This is a genomic window from Streptomyces sp. B1866 (assembly GCF_031932565.1).
In the GTDB taxonomy this organism is placed as follows: Bacteria; Actinomycetota; Actinomycetes; order Streptomycetales; family Streptomycetaceae; genus Streptomyces.
In genome coordinates, this window is record NZ_JAVSCF010000001.1 from 23,227 (window position 1) to 40,875 (window position 17,649).

The 17,649-nt window shown below is 73.9% G+C and carries 17 protein-coding genes; 7 read left to right on the plus strand and 10 right to left on the minus strand.

All coding sequences use genetic code 11. From position 1 onward, the window contains the following. Positions 1–15 precede the first annotated feature (15 nt). On the minus strand, positions 16–816 hold the full coding sequence (locus RKE29_RS00070) for an SDR family oxidoreductase (RefSeq protein WP_312002841.1): 801 nt from the start codon (positions 814–816) through the stop codon (positions 16–18). A 421-nt stretch (positions 817–1,237) separates the two neighbouring features. On the opposite strand from RKE29_RS00070, the gene RKE29_RS00075 reads away from it, so the two are divergent. The 5 genes from RKE29_RS00075 (at position 1,238) to RKE29_RS00095 (ending at position 7,249) form a co-directional block, all read left to right on the plus strand. Then, positions 1,238–2,014: an alpha/beta fold hydrolase gene (locus RKE29_RS00075; RefSeq protein WP_312002842.1), complete on the plus strand. Its 777-nt coding sequence runs from the start codon at positions 1,238–1,240 to the stop codon at positions 2,012–2,014. Positions 2,015–2,470: 456 nt separating this feature from the next. Further along, positions 2,471–4,537 (plus strand): nitrate- and nitrite sensing domain-containing protein, encoded by a 2,067-nt coding sequence (locus RKE29_RS00080; RefSeq protein WP_312002843.1) that lies wholly within the window; start codon positions 2,471–2,473, stop codon positions 4,535–4,537. Beyond that, the gene (locus RKE29_RS00085) at positions 4,534–5,151 is read left to right on the plus strand and encodes a DUF742 domain-containing protein (protein ID WP_312002844.1); all 618 of its coding nucleotides are present in this window, start codon (positions 4,534–4,536) and stop codon (positions 5,149–5,151) included. The genes RKE29_RS00080 and RKE29_RS00085 overlap by 4 nt, the downstream gene beginning before the upstream one ends. 166 nt (positions 5,152–5,317) lie before the next feature. Continuing rightward, on the plus strand, positions 5,318–6,691 hold the full coding sequence (locus tag RKE29_RS00090) for a hypothetical protein (protein ID WP_312002845.1): 1,374 nt from the start codon (positions 5,318–5,320) through the stop codon (positions 6,689–6,691). A gap of 93 nt (positions 6,692–6,784) precedes the next feature. Next, positions 6,785–7,249: a helix-turn-helix transcriptional regulator gene (locus tag RKE29_RS00095; RefSeq protein ID WP_312002846.1), complete on the plus strand. Its 465-nt coding sequence runs from the start codon at positions 6,785–6,787 to the stop codon at positions 7,247–7,249. Positions 7,250–7,328: 79 nt separating this feature from the next. On the opposite strand, the gene RKE29_RS00100 is transcribed toward RKE29_RS00095, so the two are convergent. From RKE29_RS00100 to RKE29_RS00120, 5 genes are all read right to left on the minus strand, one after another. Next, entirely contained in the window at positions 7,329–7,937 is a 609-nt protein-coding gene (locus RKE29_RS00100; protein WP_312002906.1) for an ATP-dependent Clp protease proteolytic subunit, read from the minus strand. 5 nt (positions 7,938–7,942) lie between these two features. Next, positions 7,943–8,599, minus strand: coding sequence for an ATP-dependent Clp protease proteolytic subunit (locus tag RKE29_RS00105; RefSeq protein ID WP_312002847.1), 657 nt, complete (start codon positions 8,597–8,599; stop codon positions 7,943–7,945). 453 nt (positions 8,600–9,052) lie between these two features. After that, positions 9,053–9,457: a hypothetical protein gene (locus RKE29_RS00110; protein ID WP_312002848.1), complete on the minus strand. Its 405-nt coding sequence runs from the start codon at positions 9,455–9,457 to the stop codon at positions 9,053–9,055. Next, positions 9,454–9,978: a hypothetical protein gene (locus tag RKE29_RS00115; RefSeq protein WP_312002849.1), complete on the minus strand. Its 525-nt coding sequence runs from the start codon at positions 9,976–9,978 to the stop codon at positions 9,454–9,456. Before RKE29_RS00115 ends, RKE29_RS00110 begins: the two co-directional genes overlap by 4 nt. Then, on the minus strand, positions 9,975–10,442 hold the full coding sequence (locus RKE29_RS00120; RefSeq protein ID WP_312002850.1) for a hypothetical protein: 468 nt from the start codon (positions 10,440–10,442) through the stop codon (positions 9,975–9,977). Before RKE29_RS00120 ends, RKE29_RS00115 begins: the two co-directional genes overlap by 4 nt. A 175-nt stretch (positions 10,443–10,617) precedes the next feature. Here RKE29_RS00120 and RKE29_RS00125 point away from each other — a divergent pair, with 175 nt between their 5' ends. Continuing rightward, positions 10,618–11,895: a hypothetical protein gene (locus tag RKE29_RS00125; protein WP_312002851.1), complete on the plus strand. Its 1,278-nt coding sequence runs from the start codon at positions 10,618–10,620 to the stop codon at positions 11,893–11,895. Then, positions 11,892–12,458 (plus strand): GNAT family N-acetyltransferase, encoded by a 567-nt coding sequence (locus tag RKE29_RS00130; RefSeq protein WP_312002852.1) that lies wholly within the window; start codon positions 11,892–11,894, stop codon positions 12,456–12,458. Before RKE29_RS00125 ends, RKE29_RS00130 begins: the two co-directional genes overlap by 4 nt. A gap of 125 nt (positions 12,459–12,583) precedes the next feature. On the opposite strand, the gene RKE29_RS00135 is transcribed toward RKE29_RS00130, so the two are convergent. The 4 genes from RKE29_RS00135 to RKE29_RS00150 all read right to left on the minus strand — a co-directional run bounded on the left by RKE29_RS00135 (position 12,584) and on the right by RKE29_RS00150 (position 17,280). Next, on the minus strand, positions 12,584–13,219 hold the full coding sequence (locus RKE29_RS00135; RefSeq protein ID WP_312002853.1) for a DUF6801 domain-containing protein: 636 nt from the start codon (positions 13,217–13,219) through the stop codon (positions 12,584–12,586). Between the two features lie 600 nt (positions 13,220–13,819). After that, the gene (locus RKE29_RS00140; protein WP_312002854.1) at positions 13,820–14,494 is read right to left on the minus strand and encodes a DUF6801 domain-containing protein; all 675 of its coding nucleotides are present in this window, start codon (positions 14,492–14,494) and stop codon (positions 13,820–13,822) included. A 503-nt stretch (positions 14,495–14,997) separates the two neighbouring features. Continuing rightward, complete coding sequence (locus RKE29_RS00145) at positions 14,998–16,053, minus strand: aminoglycoside phosphotransferase family protein (protein ID WP_312002855.1); 1,056 nt, start codon at positions 16,051–16,053, stop codon at positions 14,998–15,000. A 72-nt stretch (positions 16,054–16,125) separates the two neighbouring features. Next, a complete protein-coding gene (locus RKE29_RS00150) occupies positions 16,126–17,280 on the minus strand; it encodes an abortive phage infection protein (RefSeq protein WP_312002856.1) in 1,155 nt (384 codons plus the stop codon). Positions 17,281–17,649: the final 369 nt, after the last annotated feature.

The window sequence follows — 17,649 nt, forward strand, 5'->3', positions numbered from 1 at the left end:
CGGGTTCCCCGGCCGTCACGTGGCCCTTTCGTACGCCCGGCGCAGCAGCGGGCCGACGAGGGCGCGCGGGCCGAACCGGCCGCCGACGGTCTGCGCCTTGGCGAACCCGCCGGGCACCACCCGCGCCCTGCCCTTCGCCAGGCCCCGTACGGCCAGTTCGGCGGCGCGCTCGGCGGGCATCCACAGGGGGCCCGGGACCAGTCCGGCCGCGCGCGAGACCTCGGCCGCGTCGGCGAACCCGGTGCGCACCGGGCCGGGCGCGAGCAGGGTGCAGCCCACGCCGGTGCCCTTCAGCTCGTAGTGCAGGGACTCGGCGAAGTTGTTGGCGAACGCCTTGGTCGCGGCGTACGTCGTGTTGCGCGGCCCGGGCTGGTTGCCCGCGGCGGACCCGGTGACCAGGATGGCGCCGGCCCGGCGCTCGATCATGCCGGGCAGCACCGCGAGCGTGAGGTCCAGCACGGCGACGGCGTTCAGCTCGGCCTGCCGCAGTTCGCGGGCGGGGTCGGCGGCGGACAGCGGGCCGTACGTGCCGAAGCCCGCGTTGTTGCACAGCACCGCGACCTCGCGGCCGGCCAGTTCGGCGGCGAGGGCCTGGCGGGCGGCCCGGTCGGCGAGGTCGCAGGCGCGCACCTCGGCCTCGACCCGGTGGGCCGCGGTCAGCCGCGCCGCCAGGTCGCGCAGCCGGTCCTCGCGCCGGGCCACCAGGACCAGGTGGTGTCCGCGCCGGGCCAGGGCCGCGGCGAGGGCCGCGCCGATGCCGGACGACGCGCCGGTGACCACGGCGCGGGCGCGGGGAGTGGGGGCGGGCAGGGTCATGCGGCGTCCTCCTGGCGAGACCGGCTGTGGCTGGTGGGGCTGGTGGGGTTTCTGTGGCCTTCGTGTCTGGCGGTGGCTTTCGTGCGGGGGTCTCCGGCGGGTGCGCTCCGCGTCGCCGGGTGCGGTGTCCGCCGCGTGGGCGGCTTGCGTACGTAGCGTCTCGCGCCGACTGCTCGACCGCGAGGCGGACGCGCCCTCGCCGAGGCCACCGGCGCCGGGGCCTGAGCACGCCGGGTCGGCCCGCGCGTGTTGGCTCGCGGCGACAAACCACGGCCCGCCGATGCTGACGCACGGCACTAGTCTTCCGCGGCCCGCTGCCCCACAGTGGGCGCAGGGCGCGAACCATGGCCGTACTTCCTCGGAAGGACGGACCCCGGAGCCGCGCCGCACCTGTCGCGCACGATGTGTCGAGGAGGCCGGGTTGCTGGCATACGAGCGGATCGGGACCGGCGAGCCGCTGCTGCTGCTGCACGGCATCGCGCACCGGCGGCAGGCCTGGCAGCCGGTGGTGGACCGGCTGGCCGAGCACCGCGAGCTGATCCTGGTCGACCTGCCCGGCCACGGCGAGTCGCCGTCGCTGAAGCCGTGGCGGCGCAACCCCTCGGAGGCCATCCGCGAGGAACTGCTCGCCTTCATCGACGAGCAGGGCCTGGACCGGCCGCACGTGGCCGGCAACTCCATCGGCGCGCGGTTCGCGCTGGAACTGGCCGAGGCGGGGGCGGTGCGCAGCTGCACCCTGCTGTCGCCGGGCGGCTTCTGGTATTCGCGCGTGGACTTCCTGTACACCCTCGGCCTGTTCGGCACCGTCATGAGCGTCGGCACCGTGCTCAGCCCGCTGGCCCGGCGGCTGACGGCGACCCGCGCGGGGCGCGCGTTCCTGTTCTTCTGGCTGTACGGCAAGCCCACGCGGCCGGAGCCCGACCTGGCGTACGGCGACTACCGCGGTCTGCTGCGGGCCCGCCCGGCGCTGCTGCGCTTCATCACCGAGGGCGCGCCGTACAAGGGGACGGTCGGGCCGGACGTCCCCGTCACCATCGGCTGGGGGACCCGGGACCTGGTGCTGCCCCGCTACCAGGCGCGCGTCGCCCGCAAGCGGCTGCCCGGCGCCGAGCTGACGATGCTGCCCGGCTGCGGCCATGTGCCCATGGGGGACGACCCCGAGCGGGTCGCCGACCTGATCCTCAAGGGCTCCAGCTGACCCTCGCGGACGAACGGCGAACGGTCCCGCGCGTACGCGTACGGCCCGTACGGCACGTACGGCCACGAGCACGCGCGGGATGACGACGGGCGCATGACGACGGCGCGTTACGGGCAGGCGAACCGGCGTCAATTCTCCGTTTCCGCCGAACCGGACGACTCCCGGTTCCCCTGACGGAAAACGACGGGCACGTTACGGATACACGAACGCGCGTCAACTCTCGATTGACCGGCTCTCCCGGCGAATCCCGGGCCCGGCGGGAGCGGGGACGTCCGGCACGTTACAGGCGTACGAACCGGCATGACCGCACGATTTCCCGCGACTCTCGGCAACTCCCGGGACAGTAGGAGCGGGACGGAACGCCGGGGCAATCCCCGTTCCCTACGCTCGGCGGGGACGCATATCGCGTCGCATCCAGGCGACCACCTGTGTCCGGCCAGTGCAAGGGGAACTACCGTGCCCAGCCCACCTCGCCGCCTGCCCGCCCTCGCGGCGTCGGCGCTGCCCCAGACCATCCGCGGCCGACTGCCGCTGCTACTGGCCCTGCCCACCTGTGCCCTGGTGGCCATCGCCACCGTCGGCACCATCGACGAGTCCGGCCGCTACGGGGCGGCCGGGCGCACCCGCGACCGCGTCACGCTGGTGCTCGGCACCGAGGAACTGGTCCACCAGCTCCAGCGCGAGCGCGGGATGACGGCCGGTCTGCTTGGCGGAGACCGGGAGTTCCGCGGCCGGCTCGTCACCCAGCGCCGGGCCTCCGACCAGGCGCGTACGGCGCTGGGCAGGCGGCTGGCGGACGCTTCGCCCGGCGCGGGCGCGGTGCGGGTGGCGCTGGCGCAGCTCGACGGTCTCGACGGCGTACGCGGCGAGGTGAACGCCGGCAGCGCCCGCCGCGCCGACGCGCTCGTCTTCTACACGCGGGCCATCACCGCCCTGTCCGAGGCCGCGTTCGGCCGCGGCACCGAGCTGTCCGACGCCCGGCTCAGCGCCCACCTGGCGACACTGCGGACGCTCGGGGAGGCGGTGGAGGCCACCGCGCTGGAGCGCGGCACGCTCAACGGCATCCTCGCCGCGGGCGCCTTCCAGGGCCGCGACTACCAGACCTTCGCCACCCTGGCCGGCGCCCGTAAGGACGCGCTCGACGAGGTGGACCGCACGGCGACCTCCGCGCAGGGCCACACGCTGGACGCGACGCTGAGCGGGCCGGACGTGGCGGCGTTCACGCGCATGGAGCAGCGGGTCCTGGACTCCTACGGCGCCCGGCGGCTGCCGGTCGGCGCGGCCGAGTGGTGGAAGTCGGCCACCGCCGTGGTGGACGGCTTGCACAAGGTCCAGATCGGCGTCGCCGACGACGCCCGCGGCCGCGCCGAGCAGCTGCGCGACGACGCGCTGCGGCGGCTGCTGCTGGAGGCGGCCCTGGCGCTGCTGGCCATCGCCGGGGCCGCGGTGCTGGCGGTGGCGGCGGTACGGTCCGTGCTGCGCCCGCTGAGCGCGCTCACCGAGGAGGCCCACCGGCTCGCCGACGTCACCTTGCCGCGGGCCGTGGCGCGCGTCCAGCAGGCCGCCGCGTCCGACGACTCGGGCACGAGCGAGGCGGGGCCCGGGGGTGCCGGGTCCCGGAACGGCGGGTCGAGGAGCGCACGGTCCAAGGACGCGCGGTCCGGGGACGGCGGTCCCGGGGGCGCCGACGGCGCGGCGGCGGGCGACGCCTTCACCGGCTCCGCGCTCACCGCGCGCGGCGACGAGATCGCCGAGGTGGCGGGCGCGCTGGACCGGGTCGCGGACACCGCCCTGCAACTCGCCGTCGACCAGGCCGTCCTGCGGCGCAACAGCACCGAGTCGCTGGCCAGCCTCGGCCGCCGCACCCAGGACCTGGTCAGCCGCCAGATCGGCTTCCTCAGCGCCCTGGAGCGCGACGAGAGCGACCCGGACACCCTGGCCAACCTCTTCCAACTCGACCACCTTGCGACTCAGATGCGGCGCAACGCCGAGAGCCTGCTGGTCCTGGCCGGGGAGCGCAGCCCGCGCCGCTGGTCCCGCCCGGTGCCCATGGGCGACGTGCTGCGCTCCGCGCTGGGCGAGGTGGACGACTACCGGCGCGTCCGGCTGCACCACTCCGACCGGGCCCTGCTCGACGGCGGCGCCGTCACCGAGGTCTCCCACCTGCTGGCCGAGCTGCTCGACAACGCCCTGGCCGCCTCGCCCCCGGAGGCGGCCGTGGAGGTCTACGCCCGGGCGCACGGCGAGGACTACCTGGTCGCCGTCGTCGACCACGGCCCGGGCCTCGCCGAGTCGGCGCTGGCCACCGCGAACCGGCGGCTGTCCGGCGAGGAGAGCTTCCTGGTCGGCAGCGGCCGCCTGCTGGGCCACTACGTCGTCGGCCGGCTCGCGGCCGGGATCGGCGCGCGCGTGTGGCTCACCCCCTCGCCGTTGCGCGGCGTGACCGCCTCCGTGGTGCTGCCCGGCCGACTGCTGTCCGGCCAGTCCCAGCCCGACCCGGCCGACCTGGCCGCCGCGCGATGAACAGGCCCGCGGCGAACCCGCCCGAGCCGGGTCTGGACAGCGGCGACGTGGTCCGCCCGTTCATCGTCACCGGCGGCCGCACCCGCCCGGACCGCCCGCACCTGCGCATCGAGACCCTGGTGTCGGCCCTGCCGGGCGCGCTGGCCGCGCCGCTCGGCCACGAGTCGCGCGCGATCGTGGAACTGTGCCTGCACCCGCGCTCGGTGGCCGAGATCGCCGCCCTGCTGCCGGTGCCGCTCGGCGTGGCCCGGGTGCTGGTCTCGGACCTGTCGGCGGACGGGTACGTGTACGTGCACGACCAGCGGTACGGGTGGCCGCCCGGTGCGACGTACGGGCGGCAGGAGACGTACGGGCGGCAGGACGAGCGGTCCGGCGGCCCGTACGAGCACGGCGAGCCGCACGGGCGCGGCGAGGACCGGCCGTACGGCCTCCCGCCCTCGCCGTTCGACGCCCCGTCCCCGTACGACAGCCCGCTGGACAGCCCGAACGGCGGTCAGCCCGGCGGCCCGTACGGCGGTCGGCCCGACGGCCCGTACGACAGCCCGTACGACCACGACGACCGGCCTACGGTGGCCCTGCTGGAGCGGATCAGGGACTCGCTGCTGCGGCTGTGAGCCCCGGCCGGAGGAGACCCCGACGACCACCCCAGGCGCGAGCCGGACCGGTAGACCCTGAGCCGGACCGCCATGGCCCCTCGCCCGGACCCCGCCGCGCGCATGGCGTCGCGGGGCCCGGGCAGAGTTCAGTCCCGGCGCATCGTTACGATGATCCGTTCGCAACGTGCAAGTGCGACAAGACGAGCGGGCCCGGAGCGACCTGGGAGACGGCATGAGCAACCCCGCGGCAGGCCCGGAGCACCCGGCGCGGCGGCGGGCCGACGGCCGACGCGCGAGCCGGACCACGGGCCGACGCGCGGGCCGGACCACGGGCCGACGCGCGGGCCGGAGCGCGGGCCGGGGCACGAGCGCCCGTACGGGCCCGCGTACCGCCGTCACGTCCTGCGCGGCGGCCCTGGTCCTGCTGGCCGGGGCCGCCGTCCCCGCCCGCGCCGCCGCTCCCGCGCGCGAGGAGGTGTGCCCGGGCGTCCCCGTGCCCACCGTGGCGAGCGCGGTCCCCGACACCCGCCGCACCGAGGCCGCCGTCGCGTACGCCGAGGAGCCCACCACCGGCCCCGGCCACTGGACCGGCGGCGACGGCACGTACTCGGCGCGACTGCCGGACGGCGACGTCGTGTGGATCTTCTCCGACACCTTCCTCGGCCAGGTGAACCCGGACGGCTCCCGCTCGCAGACCGCCGAGGACGGCCGTCCGACGCCGTTCCTGAACAACTCCTTCGTACGGACGGGACGGGGCCGCACGACCACGATCACCGGCGGCACCCGGCACGACCCGGCGTCCGTGCTGCCGCCGCGCGCCCCCGGGCACTGGTACTGGGCGCGGGACGGCCTGGTGCTGGACGGACGGCTGAACGCGGTCTACAGCGAGTTCGAGCGCACCGGGCCGAACTCCTTCGACTTCCGGCTGACCGGCAACGTCCTGGCCCGGTTCCGCCCCGACCGCCTCAGCCGCCCGGAGAGCGTGTCGCCGCTGCCGTCGTCCGCCGGGATCTCCTGGGGCGCGTGGCTGCTCCGGGACGGCCGCCACACCTACGTCTACGGCGTGGAGGACCGCGACGGCCAGCGCCACCCGCACCTGGCGCGCGTGGCCGGGACCGACCTGCTACGCCCGTGGGAGTACCTGACGGCGGACGGCACGTGGTCGCGCGAGGAGTCGGCGTCGGCCCGGCTGGGCGGCGCGGCCGGGGTGCGGGTGTCCAACGAGTTCAGCGTGGTGCGGCACGGCCGGGTGTACGTGCTGGTCACCCAGGACAGCCGCGAGCCGCTGGCGGCCGGGGTCGACCTGGCGTACGCGTGCTCGCCGACCGGCCCGTTCGGCCACGAGACCACCGCGTACCGCGCGCCGGAGGGCGGCCCGTTCGGCTCGTACGGCAACCCGAACGTCTACACCTACAACCCGCACGAGCACCGGGAGCTGGGCGACCGCCGCCGCCTGGTGGTGTCGTACAGCGTCAACAGCTTCGCGGGCGAGGACCTGTACCGGGACGCGTCGATCTACCGCCCGAGGTTCGTGGACATCACCCTGAACCCGAACTGACGGCTCTGGATCGACACTCCGGATAACCTCGGTTCACCGAGGGCGGAACGCCGCCTCCTCGCGGCCCGCGCGGGCCGCTCCTACGCTGAGGGGATGAGCAGCCACGCCCCGGACCGCGCCCGCGTCGTCCCGCTGCGGCGGGCCGAGCCGACCCCGCCCGAGACCGCCCGCGCCACCAGGCCGACGAGACCCGGAAAGCCCGGGACGCACGAGAAGCCCGCGGCACCCGGGAAGCCCGCCAAGGAGCCCCTGTGGCGGCACGTGGTGGGCGGCGTGCTGCGCCGCGAGCGGCTGGCGCAGGAGCGCACGCTCCAGGACGTGGCCGACGCGGCCCGGATCTCCATGCCGTACCTGTCGGAGCTGGAGCGCGGCCGCAAGGAGGCGTCCTCGGAGGTCCTCGCGGCCGCCGCCCGCGCCCTGGGCCTGAGCCTGGCCGACCTGCTGGCCCTGGCGCACGAGGAGCTGGTGACGGCGTCGGCGGCCCCGGTGGTGGAGCTGAGCGCGCGGCGTACGAGCCCGCGCGGGCCAAGGCCGGGCGAGGTGCGGCTGGCCGCCTGACGGCCTGACCGCCGCCGCTCCCCCCGTAGGAGCGGCGGCGGCGCGACCGTACGGCCGTCGGCGGACCGCGTCGAGTCGGTCAGGCGGCGGCCAGGGCCCGCCTGCCGGTGACGACCTCGTCGGCGAGCCCGTACGCGACGGCCTCCTCGGCGGTGAAGACCTTGTCCCGGTCCATGTCCGCGCGGAGGGTCGCCACGTCGTGGCGCGTGTGCCGGGCCAGGACCTCCTCGACCTGGGAGCGGATGCGGATCATCTCCTTGGCCTGGAGAGCGAGATCCGTGACCGTCCCCTGCCGCCCGCCGCTGGCTGGCTGCCCCAGCAGCACCCGCGCGTGCTGGAGCACGAACCGCCGCCCGGCGTCTCCCCCGGCCAGCAGCACCGCCGCCGTGGACGCGGCCTGGCCGACGCAGAAGGTGGAGATGGGCGCGCGGACGAAGGTCATCGTGTCGTAGATCGCCATCAGGGAGGTGTACGAGCCGCCCGGCGAGTTGATGTAGAGGGCGATCTCGCCGTCGGGGTTGGACGATTCGAGGTGGAGGAGCTGCGCGATGACGACGTTCGCGACGCCGTCGTCGATCTCGGTGCCGAGGAAGACGATCCGCTCGGACAGCAGTCGGCTGTAGACGTCGAAGGCGCGTTCGCCGTGCGGGGTGCGCTCGATGACGGTGGGAATCGTGTACTGGCTCATGGTCGTCACAGCCCCAACCGCCGCCGGGGCCCGGCCGGGCGCACGTCCTCAAGCGACTCCACGACCCGGTCCACCATGCCGTACTCCTTCGCCTGCTCCGCCGTGAACCACCGGTCGCGGTCCCCGTCCCGGGCGATCGTCTCCTCGCTCTGCCCGGTGTGCTCGGCGGTGATCCGCTCGATCGCCCGCTTGGTGAACTCCAGGTTCTCCGCCTGGATCTCGATGTCGGCGGTGGTGCCGCCGATACCGGCCGAGGGCTGGTGCATCATGATCCGCGCGTTCGGCAGCGCGAACCGCTTCCCGGCCGTACCGACGCCGAGCAGGAACTGCCCCATGCTGGCGGCCAGGCCCATGGCGAGGGTGGAGACGTCGTTGGGGATCAGCCGCATGGTGTCGTAGATCGCCAGCCCGGCGGTGACCGACCCGCCGGGGCTGTTGATGTACAGGCTGATGTCGCTCTTCGGGTCCTCGGCGGACAGCAGGAGCAGCTGCGCGCAGATCCGGTTGGCGGAGGTCTCGTCCACCTGGGTGCCGAGGAAGACGATCCGCTGCATGAGGAGCTGGGCGGCGAGGTGGTCGTCGAACCGGGTGGGCGGCGTGTCGCCGTCCTCGGCCCGGGGTGCCGGGACGGGGTCCTGGCGGGTGGTGAGGAGCGGGGGCATGGTCCGTACCTCCTGGGGGTGGTGGTGTGGCCTTCTGGGCTTCTGGCCTTGGGGGCGCGGCCGGGTGGCCGGGCTGTCACCACTGTCGGCCGGAGGAGGCGGCCAGGGGAGGGATCTCGGCTTGCGGCAGATTCGCGGAGGGCGTAGGGGGTGGGCGGGTTTGGGGCGACCCCCGCACGCGCGGGGAGCAGCGCTGGCTCCGTGACCCGCAACCGACCGACCCGGGGTCACCCCCGCGTGCGGGGGGAGCAGACTAAATGACCTGGGCTTCTACGGCCCCAGCGTACCGATTTCCGTCACTTCCGCAGCCCGGCCCCCGCACGAGGTGGCCCGGCCCGCCAAACCCCGCCCGGACAGGAGTAAACGGGGTCGGCGGACCGGGCCGGAGGGGCGGGCGCGCTGGGTCCTCGGGTCCGGCCGGGGGTACCGGACGGCCAGCGCGCCCGCCCCGGTCTACGGGCCCGAGGGCGGCCGGTGGGGGCAGCGGCGCCCGCGCAGGATGTCCCGCAGGCGCGGCCGCCGCTGCCTGCCGCAGGTGGCGCACCGGCAGCGCCAGGCGTACCTGACCCGGCCCGGGTACGCCTCCAGCGGCTCGTACCCGGCCTCCCGGGCGGTCGCCTCGGCCCAGTCCGGGTCCGTACCCCCGCGCGAGGCAGGCGCGCCGACCGGCAGACCGAGGCTCGACCAGCGAGGCCCGAAAGGCCGGAGCACCCGGTCGTGGTGGCAGCGGCACGAGCACCGGCTCGCCTCAAAAGGCCCGGGGCACAGCACGTGGGCCGCGCCCAACGCGGGGTCGCGTACGGCCGTCTCGCACTGGGCCGACAGCCGCCCGGCGCCGGACGGGACGGCCCAGCTCACCCGGCCCCTCCCGTCCCACCGTGCCGCCCGCCGTCGCCGTCGCCGCCCGCGCGCAGCTGCTCCCCTAGCCGGTCGGCCACGCGCAAGGCGTCCGCCAGGGATTCGATCAACCGGCCGACCATGAAATCGGCCTGCGGACACGGGACCTTCGGGTCCATCAGCAGGTGCAGCGCGTGACCCAGCAGGACGCGGGCCATGTGGAGCCGCTGCCGCTCGTCCGGGTCGGCGGCGGCCGCCGTCACGCGCTCGCCCCGGCACACGGCCACGGTGATCACCTCGGCCAGCGACCGGACCAGCCGGACGGCGAACAGGCGCAGACGTTCGGCGTCGCCTGCGGCGGCGTTGAGGCGTTCCGGGGACTGTTCGAGGAGGGCGCGGCCGACGCCGAGCCGCAGGACTTCCACGGAGTCGGCGATCCGGCCGACGATGCGGGCGCCCTCGGCAGGCGTGTCGGAGAGGTACAGGGGCCGCCCGTCGGCTCCGGGCCACGGCAGCAGCCGCATGCCGGGGATGCGGGTCACCGGGCGACCTCGATTCCGTGGACGCGGCGGGGCCCGATGTCGACGCCGTGCACGGCCGTCCACGTCGCCCGCCGCCGTGGCCGCTGCACCAGGCGCTCCTCGCGGTCGCGCTCCTGGGCCCGCGCGAGCGCCCGTTCGTGCGCGACGACGAAGGGGCGTACGAGCGGGGCCGGGTCGTCCCAGATCACGGCGCCGCGGGGGTCGGGCTCCACCTCGGCCGACGGGATCGGCTGGGTGTCCGCCAACCCAGCGCCCGCCCGTAACGGGTCGGCAGCGGCGGCGGGTCCGACGACGACTCGGGGCGGCGCGGCGGGCACGGCACCCGCCCGGTGCCGACCACTCGACCGGCTTCCGGCCATACGTGCCACCCACGCGGAGAATCGCTCAAGCGTGTCCAGTACGCGCGCGCCGAGGCCGGCGGCCAGACCGGGCGGCGCGGCGCACGGCATCCCCTGGCTGAACACGGTTACCTCCTGGCGTCCACCTCGTTGACCTGTGTGCCCCACCAGTGCACCGTCTCGGCGGACCTCATGGGCCGTTGGCGACCGGACGTTCAGGCGGACGTTTTCGGCGGAGCGCACCGCCCCGCAGAGGTCCGTCACTACGGTGGGGGACGACCTCGCACGTGAGGGGATGTGCATGGCGGTCAAGGGCGTCGGCAGCCTGGCACGGCTGCGCAAGGAGGCGGGGTACACCCAGGCGACGTTCGTCGCCGCCTTCCTGCGCGAGGCCGCGCATCTCGGTCTGGACGCTTCGGTCAGCGAACGACAGCTCAGGCGATGGGAGAACGAGGAACCGCCGCCGCTGCCGCATCCGGGGCAGCAGGCCGTCCTTGAGACGATGTTCGGTCTGCCGCTCGCCGAGATGGGATTCGACGTCCCCGACCACCGCAGTATGACTACCGAGTTGATCGGTGACGATGGGGAGGTGAAACGTCGAGCCTTCGTCAGAGGTACGGGAGCGATTGCCCCGGCGGCCATGCTCCCCCACCAGCACGGTTCCCGCATCGGCGCCAGCGAGGTCGCGGCGCTCCGCGCCCGACTGGCCGATCTGTACACCGTGGACCACAGCTCGGGCGGCATCCCCGCCAAAGCTCGGGCCCAGCAACTCGGGCAGAAGATCACAGGTGCTTTAAGCAGCGGTGTCTACACGAGCAAGGTCGGCCGCGACCTCCAAGCTTTGCTATCCGAGCTGCGCAGCAACCAAGCGTGGTACGGCTACGACGGCGGGACGATAGACGAAGCTCGCGTTGCCTCACTGGAGTCGCTTACCACCGCTCAACTCATCGGTGATCATTTGTTGCAACTTTCGGCGCTCGAAACCCTCGTACTTATCGATCTCAAGGCAGATCGGGCCTGGGAAGCCACATCAGCGGTAGAGACCGCGTACGGCTTGGCCAAAAGGGCCGGTGCGGGACCGACCGTGCACCTTCTCATTGCTCTCAGGGAAGCCAACGTGGCCACCCACCTGGGAGATGGGACGGGGGCCCGCCGGGCGCTCAGCCGCGCTCTGTCGTTTCAGAGCCGCGCGGACGAAGATGCGGAGGTACCCCACTGGGCGCAGTTCGCTGGTCCGGTCGAGGTGGACTACGCGACGGCCGCGTACTACACCAGGCTAGGGCAGCCTGCACTAGCAGTCCCCTTCTTGCGCTCGGCAGTCACCAGCCTCGGCGGAGGCTACACCCGCAACACCGCCTGGTACCGCGCGCGTCTGGCGCAGACTTTGCTCGACACAAACGAGGTTGAGGAGGCATGTCACGAGGTGTCGGGTGTACTCGACGCCTGTCAGGGCGTGTCCTCAGTGAGGCTGCACGGCCGCCTGCGTGCCTTCCAAAAGCGGATCACCGTCATCGACACGGCCCTTACGCGCACCACCTCTGACCGTATCCACGAGGCCATCCGGGGAGTCGACGTATGAGCCAATCAACTGCTGTCACCGTAGAACGTATGGACGGCCGGGCCGCAGCAGAGGCCGAGTATGCATTCACGCTCGTCTACGCCGACGCATTCGCCGAACCGCCCTACTGCCAGACCCCGGAGGACGTCGCGTCCAACTTCCGCCGCTTCCGCGCCCAGGTCCGTAAGGCCACCTTCCGCGCGGCCCTGGCCCGTACGGCCGAGGGCGAGCCGGTCGGCATCGCGTACGGCTATCCGCTCAGCCCGGCCACCGGCTGGTGGGACCGGCTGACCACCCCGGTGTCCGACGAGCTGCGCCGCGAGGACGGCCGCCGGACGTTCGGCTTGATGGAACTGGCGGTACGCGCCCCCTGGCGCCGCATGGGCGTGGCCCGGCGCATGCACGACGCGCTGCTGTCCGGGGCCGCGGAGGAGCGGGTGCTGCTCAACGCCCGGCCGGACGTGGCGGCGGCTCAGGCCGCGTACCGGGCGTGGGGGTACCGCAAGGTGGGCGAGGCCCACCCGTGGGACGGGGCCGATCTCCACGACGTGATGGTGCTCGACCGGCGCCGCCCGGCTTCCTGAAAACCGGCCTCCAGAGAAAGGCGCCTGCCCCGGGGGCGGCGGGCGGACGAGAACGGGAGTCCACGCGACGGGCGGTGGACTCCCGGGCCCGGGTCGGGCGGGCCTCGCCGGATGACGGGCGGGCGTCAGGCGGTGATGGTGAACTTGGCCAGGACGTTGTTCTGGCCCGGGAGCTGCGTGCAGGGCGCGGTGAAGGTCTCGTTGCCGTCGTCGTCGAGGTCGATCACCGCGCCGGCGCCGTTCCTTATCGACAGCGTCAGGACGATGTCCCCGACGGTGATCGTCCCGGAGCCCGCCTGACGGAACTGGAGGGAGGGAGCGGCGCCGCTGGCCGCGACGGTGAACGAGCCCTCTTCGGGGACGTTGGTCGACGGGATCGCGAAGGTCGGCTTGACGGTGACCTTGCCCTGCGGGACGGAGACCGTCGCGCTCGCCTTGGCCGAGCCCTGGAGCGTCGTGGCGCCGACGAGGCCGAGGGCCGTGGTGACGTCGGCGTTCACCGTGGTGACGGTGCTGATGTTGATCTTTCCGGTCGGGGTGTTGACCGCGATCGTCTGGGGAATGTCCGAGCTGATTTTGACCTGGATGGGCTGCTCGTCCAGCAGCGGGAAGACGCAGGAGTAGTTGAGCGTCAGGGAGACCGGGACCGCCGAGGCGGACCCGACTCCCACGGTGCCGAGCACGGCCGCCGCCAGTCCGATGGTCGCGGCGGTGGCCGTGGTGGCTCTGAGTCTGGTTCTCTTCGTCGCTCTGGTGCGCATGGAATTACCTCCCGTTTGCACCCGGGGCGCGGCACGGCGAGGTGCGCGCCTCCGGATTCGGTGCAGGACTGAAAACGACGTGCACAGGACGTGCGAACACACCTGTCGAACCTGACACCGGACACTTTCCGGGCAGGCTTCACCCCGCCCCGTATCAGGTATTTCCCGGCCTTACAGAGATAGCGCGGAATCCTCCGCAGCCACGGGGATCATCCCGTGGCGTGCGCCTTCCTCCCGATTCGGAAAGTACAGTTGCCCGTGTCACCCGTCAAGGGATGTACCCGTTTCCCCGAGAGGTGAGAAGAAGGTTGCGGATTCCTTCGGCCGCCGCCTCCCGGAGTTGTTACGGAATTGAGCAACGAGCCGCCGCCGCCCATCACCGGAAGCGAATGCGCCTGACTGCGGACCACTACGGACACCGCGGAGTCGAATAGCGGACCAGCGGGCCGACAGGAGCGGCGGGGACCGGCGCCTCCAGGGCGGCCGGGCAGGGGGCCGGGCAGGGGCCGAGCACGGCACACGCGCGCCCTGCACGCGCGTACGGCAGGAGGGAGACCCGGCCCGGCCCCGGCCGCACCGCGGGCCCGGGCCGGGCGAGCGTCACCGGCCCCGGGCCGGACGATCCGTCGCCGGTCGCCAGTCGACGGCGGGAGGCGACTGGGCGAGAACATTGTTCTGGCCCGGGAGTTGCGCGCAGGGGACGGTGAAGGTGCCGTCGCCGTCGCCGTCGAGGTCGATCGGCGTGCCGGTGGCGTCCTTCAGCGACAGGTTCAGGTCGATGTTCCCGAGGACGACCTTCCAGGTGTCCGGCTTGCTGGAATACGGGAGGGAGGCGCTGCCGGTGGCCGGGAAGGACGCCGGGCCCTCCTGGGTGACGCCGGTCGGCGTGATCCCGAGGGTCGGCTTGACGGTGACATCGCCCTGGGGAGCGATGACCTTCACAGACACCCGGGTCGAGCCTCCGAGCGTTCTGACGCCCCCGTAGTAGAGCTGCCTGGAGAGATCGGAACCCAGTGTGTTGACCGTGCTGAGCGTGATCTTCACGGCCCGGAAGCCGGGCTGAACGGAGCCTGAAAGGTCCGCGTTCGCCTGGACGCGGAGCGACTGGGAGCCGATCTGCGGGAAGACGCAAGAGTAGTCGAGCGTCAGGGAGACCGGGTCCGCCGAGGCGGAGCCGGTCCCCAGCGTGCCGAGCACGGCCGCCGCCAGTCCGAAGGCCGCGGCGGTGGCCCGCACGGCTGTGGTCCTGGGGCTCGTGGTCGCTCGGGTGCGCATGGAATGACCTCCCGTGGCGCCCGGGTCGCGGCGCGACGAGGCGCGCGCTCGCCGGATTCGGTGCAGGACTGGAAACGACGTGCACAGGACGTGCGAACGTACTCGGCGCACCTGGCGGCGGGCGCTGCCTGCGGCACGGCTCACCCGGCCCGGCGTCAGGGGCTTCAGACTCTTGCGGAAATCCTCGAATACGGCGCGACCCTGGGGAATCCCCGGGATCACCCCTGGGAACGTGCGTGAATTCGTCCTGCTCGGAAAGTACAGTTGCGCCCACCACACGTCAAGACGTGTAACCTGCCACCGGGAAGGCGGGAAGAAGGCGGGTGATTCACCGGGTTCCCATGTTCCGGAGTTGTCATGGAATTGAGCAGGGAATCTCCGCCGTCCCTCATCGGACGCCAATTCGACAGTGCGGATTCCGGATAGCGCCCGCCGGGCCGGTAGCGGCGGCAGCCGTACGGCCGCGCTCCCCGGCTTCCCCGGCCCGCCGGACACCCCCGCGGTCACGTCAGCCCCGCCCAGATCCCCGGCGCCCCCGCCGCGTAGAACCGCAGCAGCCCCAGCAGCCGACTGGCCGACGGCGCGGTCCAGTGGCGTTCGCCGGGGCGCGGGGCCGGGTCCCGCAGCCGGGCGAGGGCCCAGGTGAGGTGGCACCACAGCACCCGCGCCGCCCAGGCCCGCCCGCTCGCCGCGGCGGCGCCTCCGCCCGCCTCCCGCCCGTACCCCGCGAGCATGGCCGGAACACCGGTCGGCGGGATCTTGGCGAACTCGGCGGCCGGGTCGGCCCACTGGGCGTCGCCCCAGTCCACGATGCCCGTCAGGCTCGCGTCGCGCGGGGAGACCACGAGGTTCTGCGGGGCGATGTCGCCGTGCGTCAGGACCCGGGGGCTGTCCCGGGGACGGTGCTCCGACAGCCGGTCGAACCAGCCGGTCAGCCACCGGGCCGCCCCGGCGTCGATCCAGCCCTCCGCCAGCAGACGCGCCACCAGGTCCCGCGGGTCCCCGCCCTCGTCGTCCTCGGGCACCGCGGACCGCAGGCCCGGGGCCTCGGGCGACGCCGGAGACAGGCGGTGGAGTCTGGCCAGTTCCCGGCCCACCTGGTGGTAGACCCGGTCCGCGGCCTCCTCCGGCAGGTCGGCCGCCGCCAGGTCCGCACCCGGCGCGCGGGCGAGCACCATGTACGGCACGCCCACCGACGAGCAGGTGCCGTCGAACGCCACGACCTCGGGCGTACGTACCCCGGCGGCCCGCGCCGCCGGGATGACGGCGGCCTCCTTGGCCAGGCCGGGCAGGAACCGCCGACTGCGCGGGATGCGCAGCACCAGGCGGTCCCCCAGCGCGAAGACGTGGTTCGCCCCGCCCGAGGGGAAGGCCGGGACCAGGGGGCGCACCCGGTCGGGGGCGGCGCCGTGCAGGGCGGCTATCGCGGCCAGCGTCTCGCCGCCCGGCTCGTACGCGCACTCGCCGCCGTACGGGTATGCGCCGCCGTACGGGGACTGGCTGCCGTACGAGTACCGGTGCCCGTACCCGTACCCGTACTCCTCCGTCGTCTCGTCCATGGCCGTGCATGCTGGCACGGTCCGGGCCTCGGCTCGTACTCGTACCCCTACGGGACCCGAGGGGCGGCGGGCTCAGCAGGCGGCCGCGCGACCGTACCGCCGCGCCAGCGCGTGGAAGGACTCCTTCGGCTCCCAGTGCCAGTCGGACTCCGGGTCCGCCGGGTCGTCCCGGATCGTCTTCACAAGGCTGTAGCTGGCCATGTCGAGGTCGTGGAGCGGGTCGCCGGGCCAGTGGGGCGCGTCCGGGGTGACGAATTCGTACACCATCGCCGCGTACAGGCCCATGGACTCGAAGACGTCCATCACGTCCGACAGGTACGCGGCCTGGGTCCGCTCGCTGCGCACCAGGCCGCCGGTGATCTCCGGGGGCGTCTTGCCGTAGTCCACGACATCCCAGCCCATGCCGCCCGCCTCCGGGGCGCCCTCGAACGTGCAGGTGCCGCACTCGCTGATGGCGACCGGCTTGCCCCAGCGCCGGTACGCCGACAGCTCACGGACGTACGCGGCCCGGTCGCGGTGGTACTCGTAGTAGTTGACGCTGACGATGTCGAACAGGGTCCAGTCGACCTCGTCGCCGTGCGCCCCGTCGTACGTCAGCGGGCCGCGGAAGACGGACCGGCCGACCTCGGCGGCGCGGGCGATGACGCGGCGCAGCTCGCGGCTCAGGTGCTCGGGGTCGTAGTTGCCCTTGGTGATGTTCTCGATCCGCTCGACGGCGTTCGCGCCGGGCACGATGCCCGGTACGAACAGCACGAACTCGCAGCCCACGCTGAGGTGCACGCGCGCGCCGTGCCGCCGCATCCGCTCGGCGTGGCGGCCGGTCTCGGCGAGGTGGTCGAAGATGTCGGCCTCGGGCACGTCGCCGAGGCGCGGCTGGAGCCAGACGTGCAGGCCGAGGTCGGCGGCGTGGTGGGCGGTGGCGGCCAGCCGCTCGACGCCGTCGCCGAAGACGCTGACCGAGTTGGCGTGCAGGTCGTTTTGGATGGCGTGCAAGTCGGCGCGCATGCGGACTGGATTCCAGCCGGTGGCAGGGGTCTCACCGTCGGAGACCGCGTAGTCGACGCCGCGGTAGGTCAGGCCGCCGCGGCGGCGGGCCGACCGGTCGGGGCGCCGGTGCCCCGCCGCGCTCGCAGCTCCAGCGGTCGGCAGCGCCCCCGTCGCCGCCACGACCCCGGCCGCCCCCGCCGCCGCCAGGAACCGGCCCCGGCTGATGCCCTCGCTCGCCACCGCTGTGTCTCCCCTCGTGTCGCCTTGTTCCGCCGCGCCCTGTGGTCCCGCGGCGTGGTCGCCAGCCTGCCGTTCGGAGGGCGGCGCGGGCGTCGGCCTGCGGGGCGGTCGGCGGGTACGACCTGGGGCGGCCTTCGGGCCCGGGGCTCGACTTTGGTCGTAGGGGCGCGTACGGGCGTCTCGTCGGAGCCGGACCGCGACGGGCGGGCCAGCGGCAGGGCCTCGACGGCCCGAGGATCCGACCGAGGGCGGATCCTGACCCTGCCCCCTCGCCGAAAGTCGAAGCCCGGCCTGCCCCGCGCGCACGATGCGGCCCGCCCGCGCCGGTCCGTAGCGTCGCTCACCGACCGACCCGCCAGCCAGAACGGA

Bases quoted from the DNA above. Each gene is read 5' to 3' on its own strand.
- RKE29_RS00070 (WP_312002841.1), bottom strand. From the start codon at position 816: ATGACCCTGCCCGCCCCCACTCCCCGCGCCCGCGCCGTGGTCACCGGC.
- RKE29_RS00085 (WP_312002844.1), top strand. From the start codon at position 4,534: ATGAACAGGCCCGCGGCGAACCCGCCCGAGCCGGGTCTGGACAGCGGC.
- RKE29_RS00095 (WP_312002846.1), top strand. From the start codon at position 6,785: ATGAGCAGCCACGCCCCGGACCGCGCCCGCGTCGTCCCGCTGCGGCGG.
- RKE29_RS00100 (WP_312002906.1), bottom strand. From the start codon at position 7,937: ATGAGCCAGTACACGATTCCCACCGTCATCGAGCGCACCCCGCACGGC.
- RKE29_RS00105 (WP_312002847.1), bottom strand. From the start codon at position 8,599: ATGCCCCCGCTCCTCACCACCCGCCAGGACCCCGTCCCGGCACCCCGG.
- RKE29_RS00125 (WP_312002851.1), top strand. From the start codon at position 10,618: ATGGCGGTCAAGGGCGTCGGCAGCCTGGCACGGCTGCGCAAGGAGGCG.
- RKE29_RS00130 (WP_312002852.1), top strand. From the start codon at position 11,892: ATGAGCCAATCAACTGCTGTCACCGTAGAACGTATGGACGGCCGGGCC.
- RKE29_RS00135 (WP_312002853.1), bottom strand. From the start codon at position 13,219: ATGCGCACCAGAGCGACGAAGAGAACCAGACTCAGAGCCACCACGGCC.
- RKE29_RS00140 (WP_312002854.1), bottom strand. From the start codon at position 14,494: ATGCGCACCCGAGCGACCACGAGCCCCAGGACCACAGCCGTGCGGGCC.
- RKE29_RS00145 (WP_312002855.1), bottom strand. From the start codon at position 16,053: ATGGACGAGACGACGGAGGAGTACGGGTACGGGTACGGGCACCGGTAC.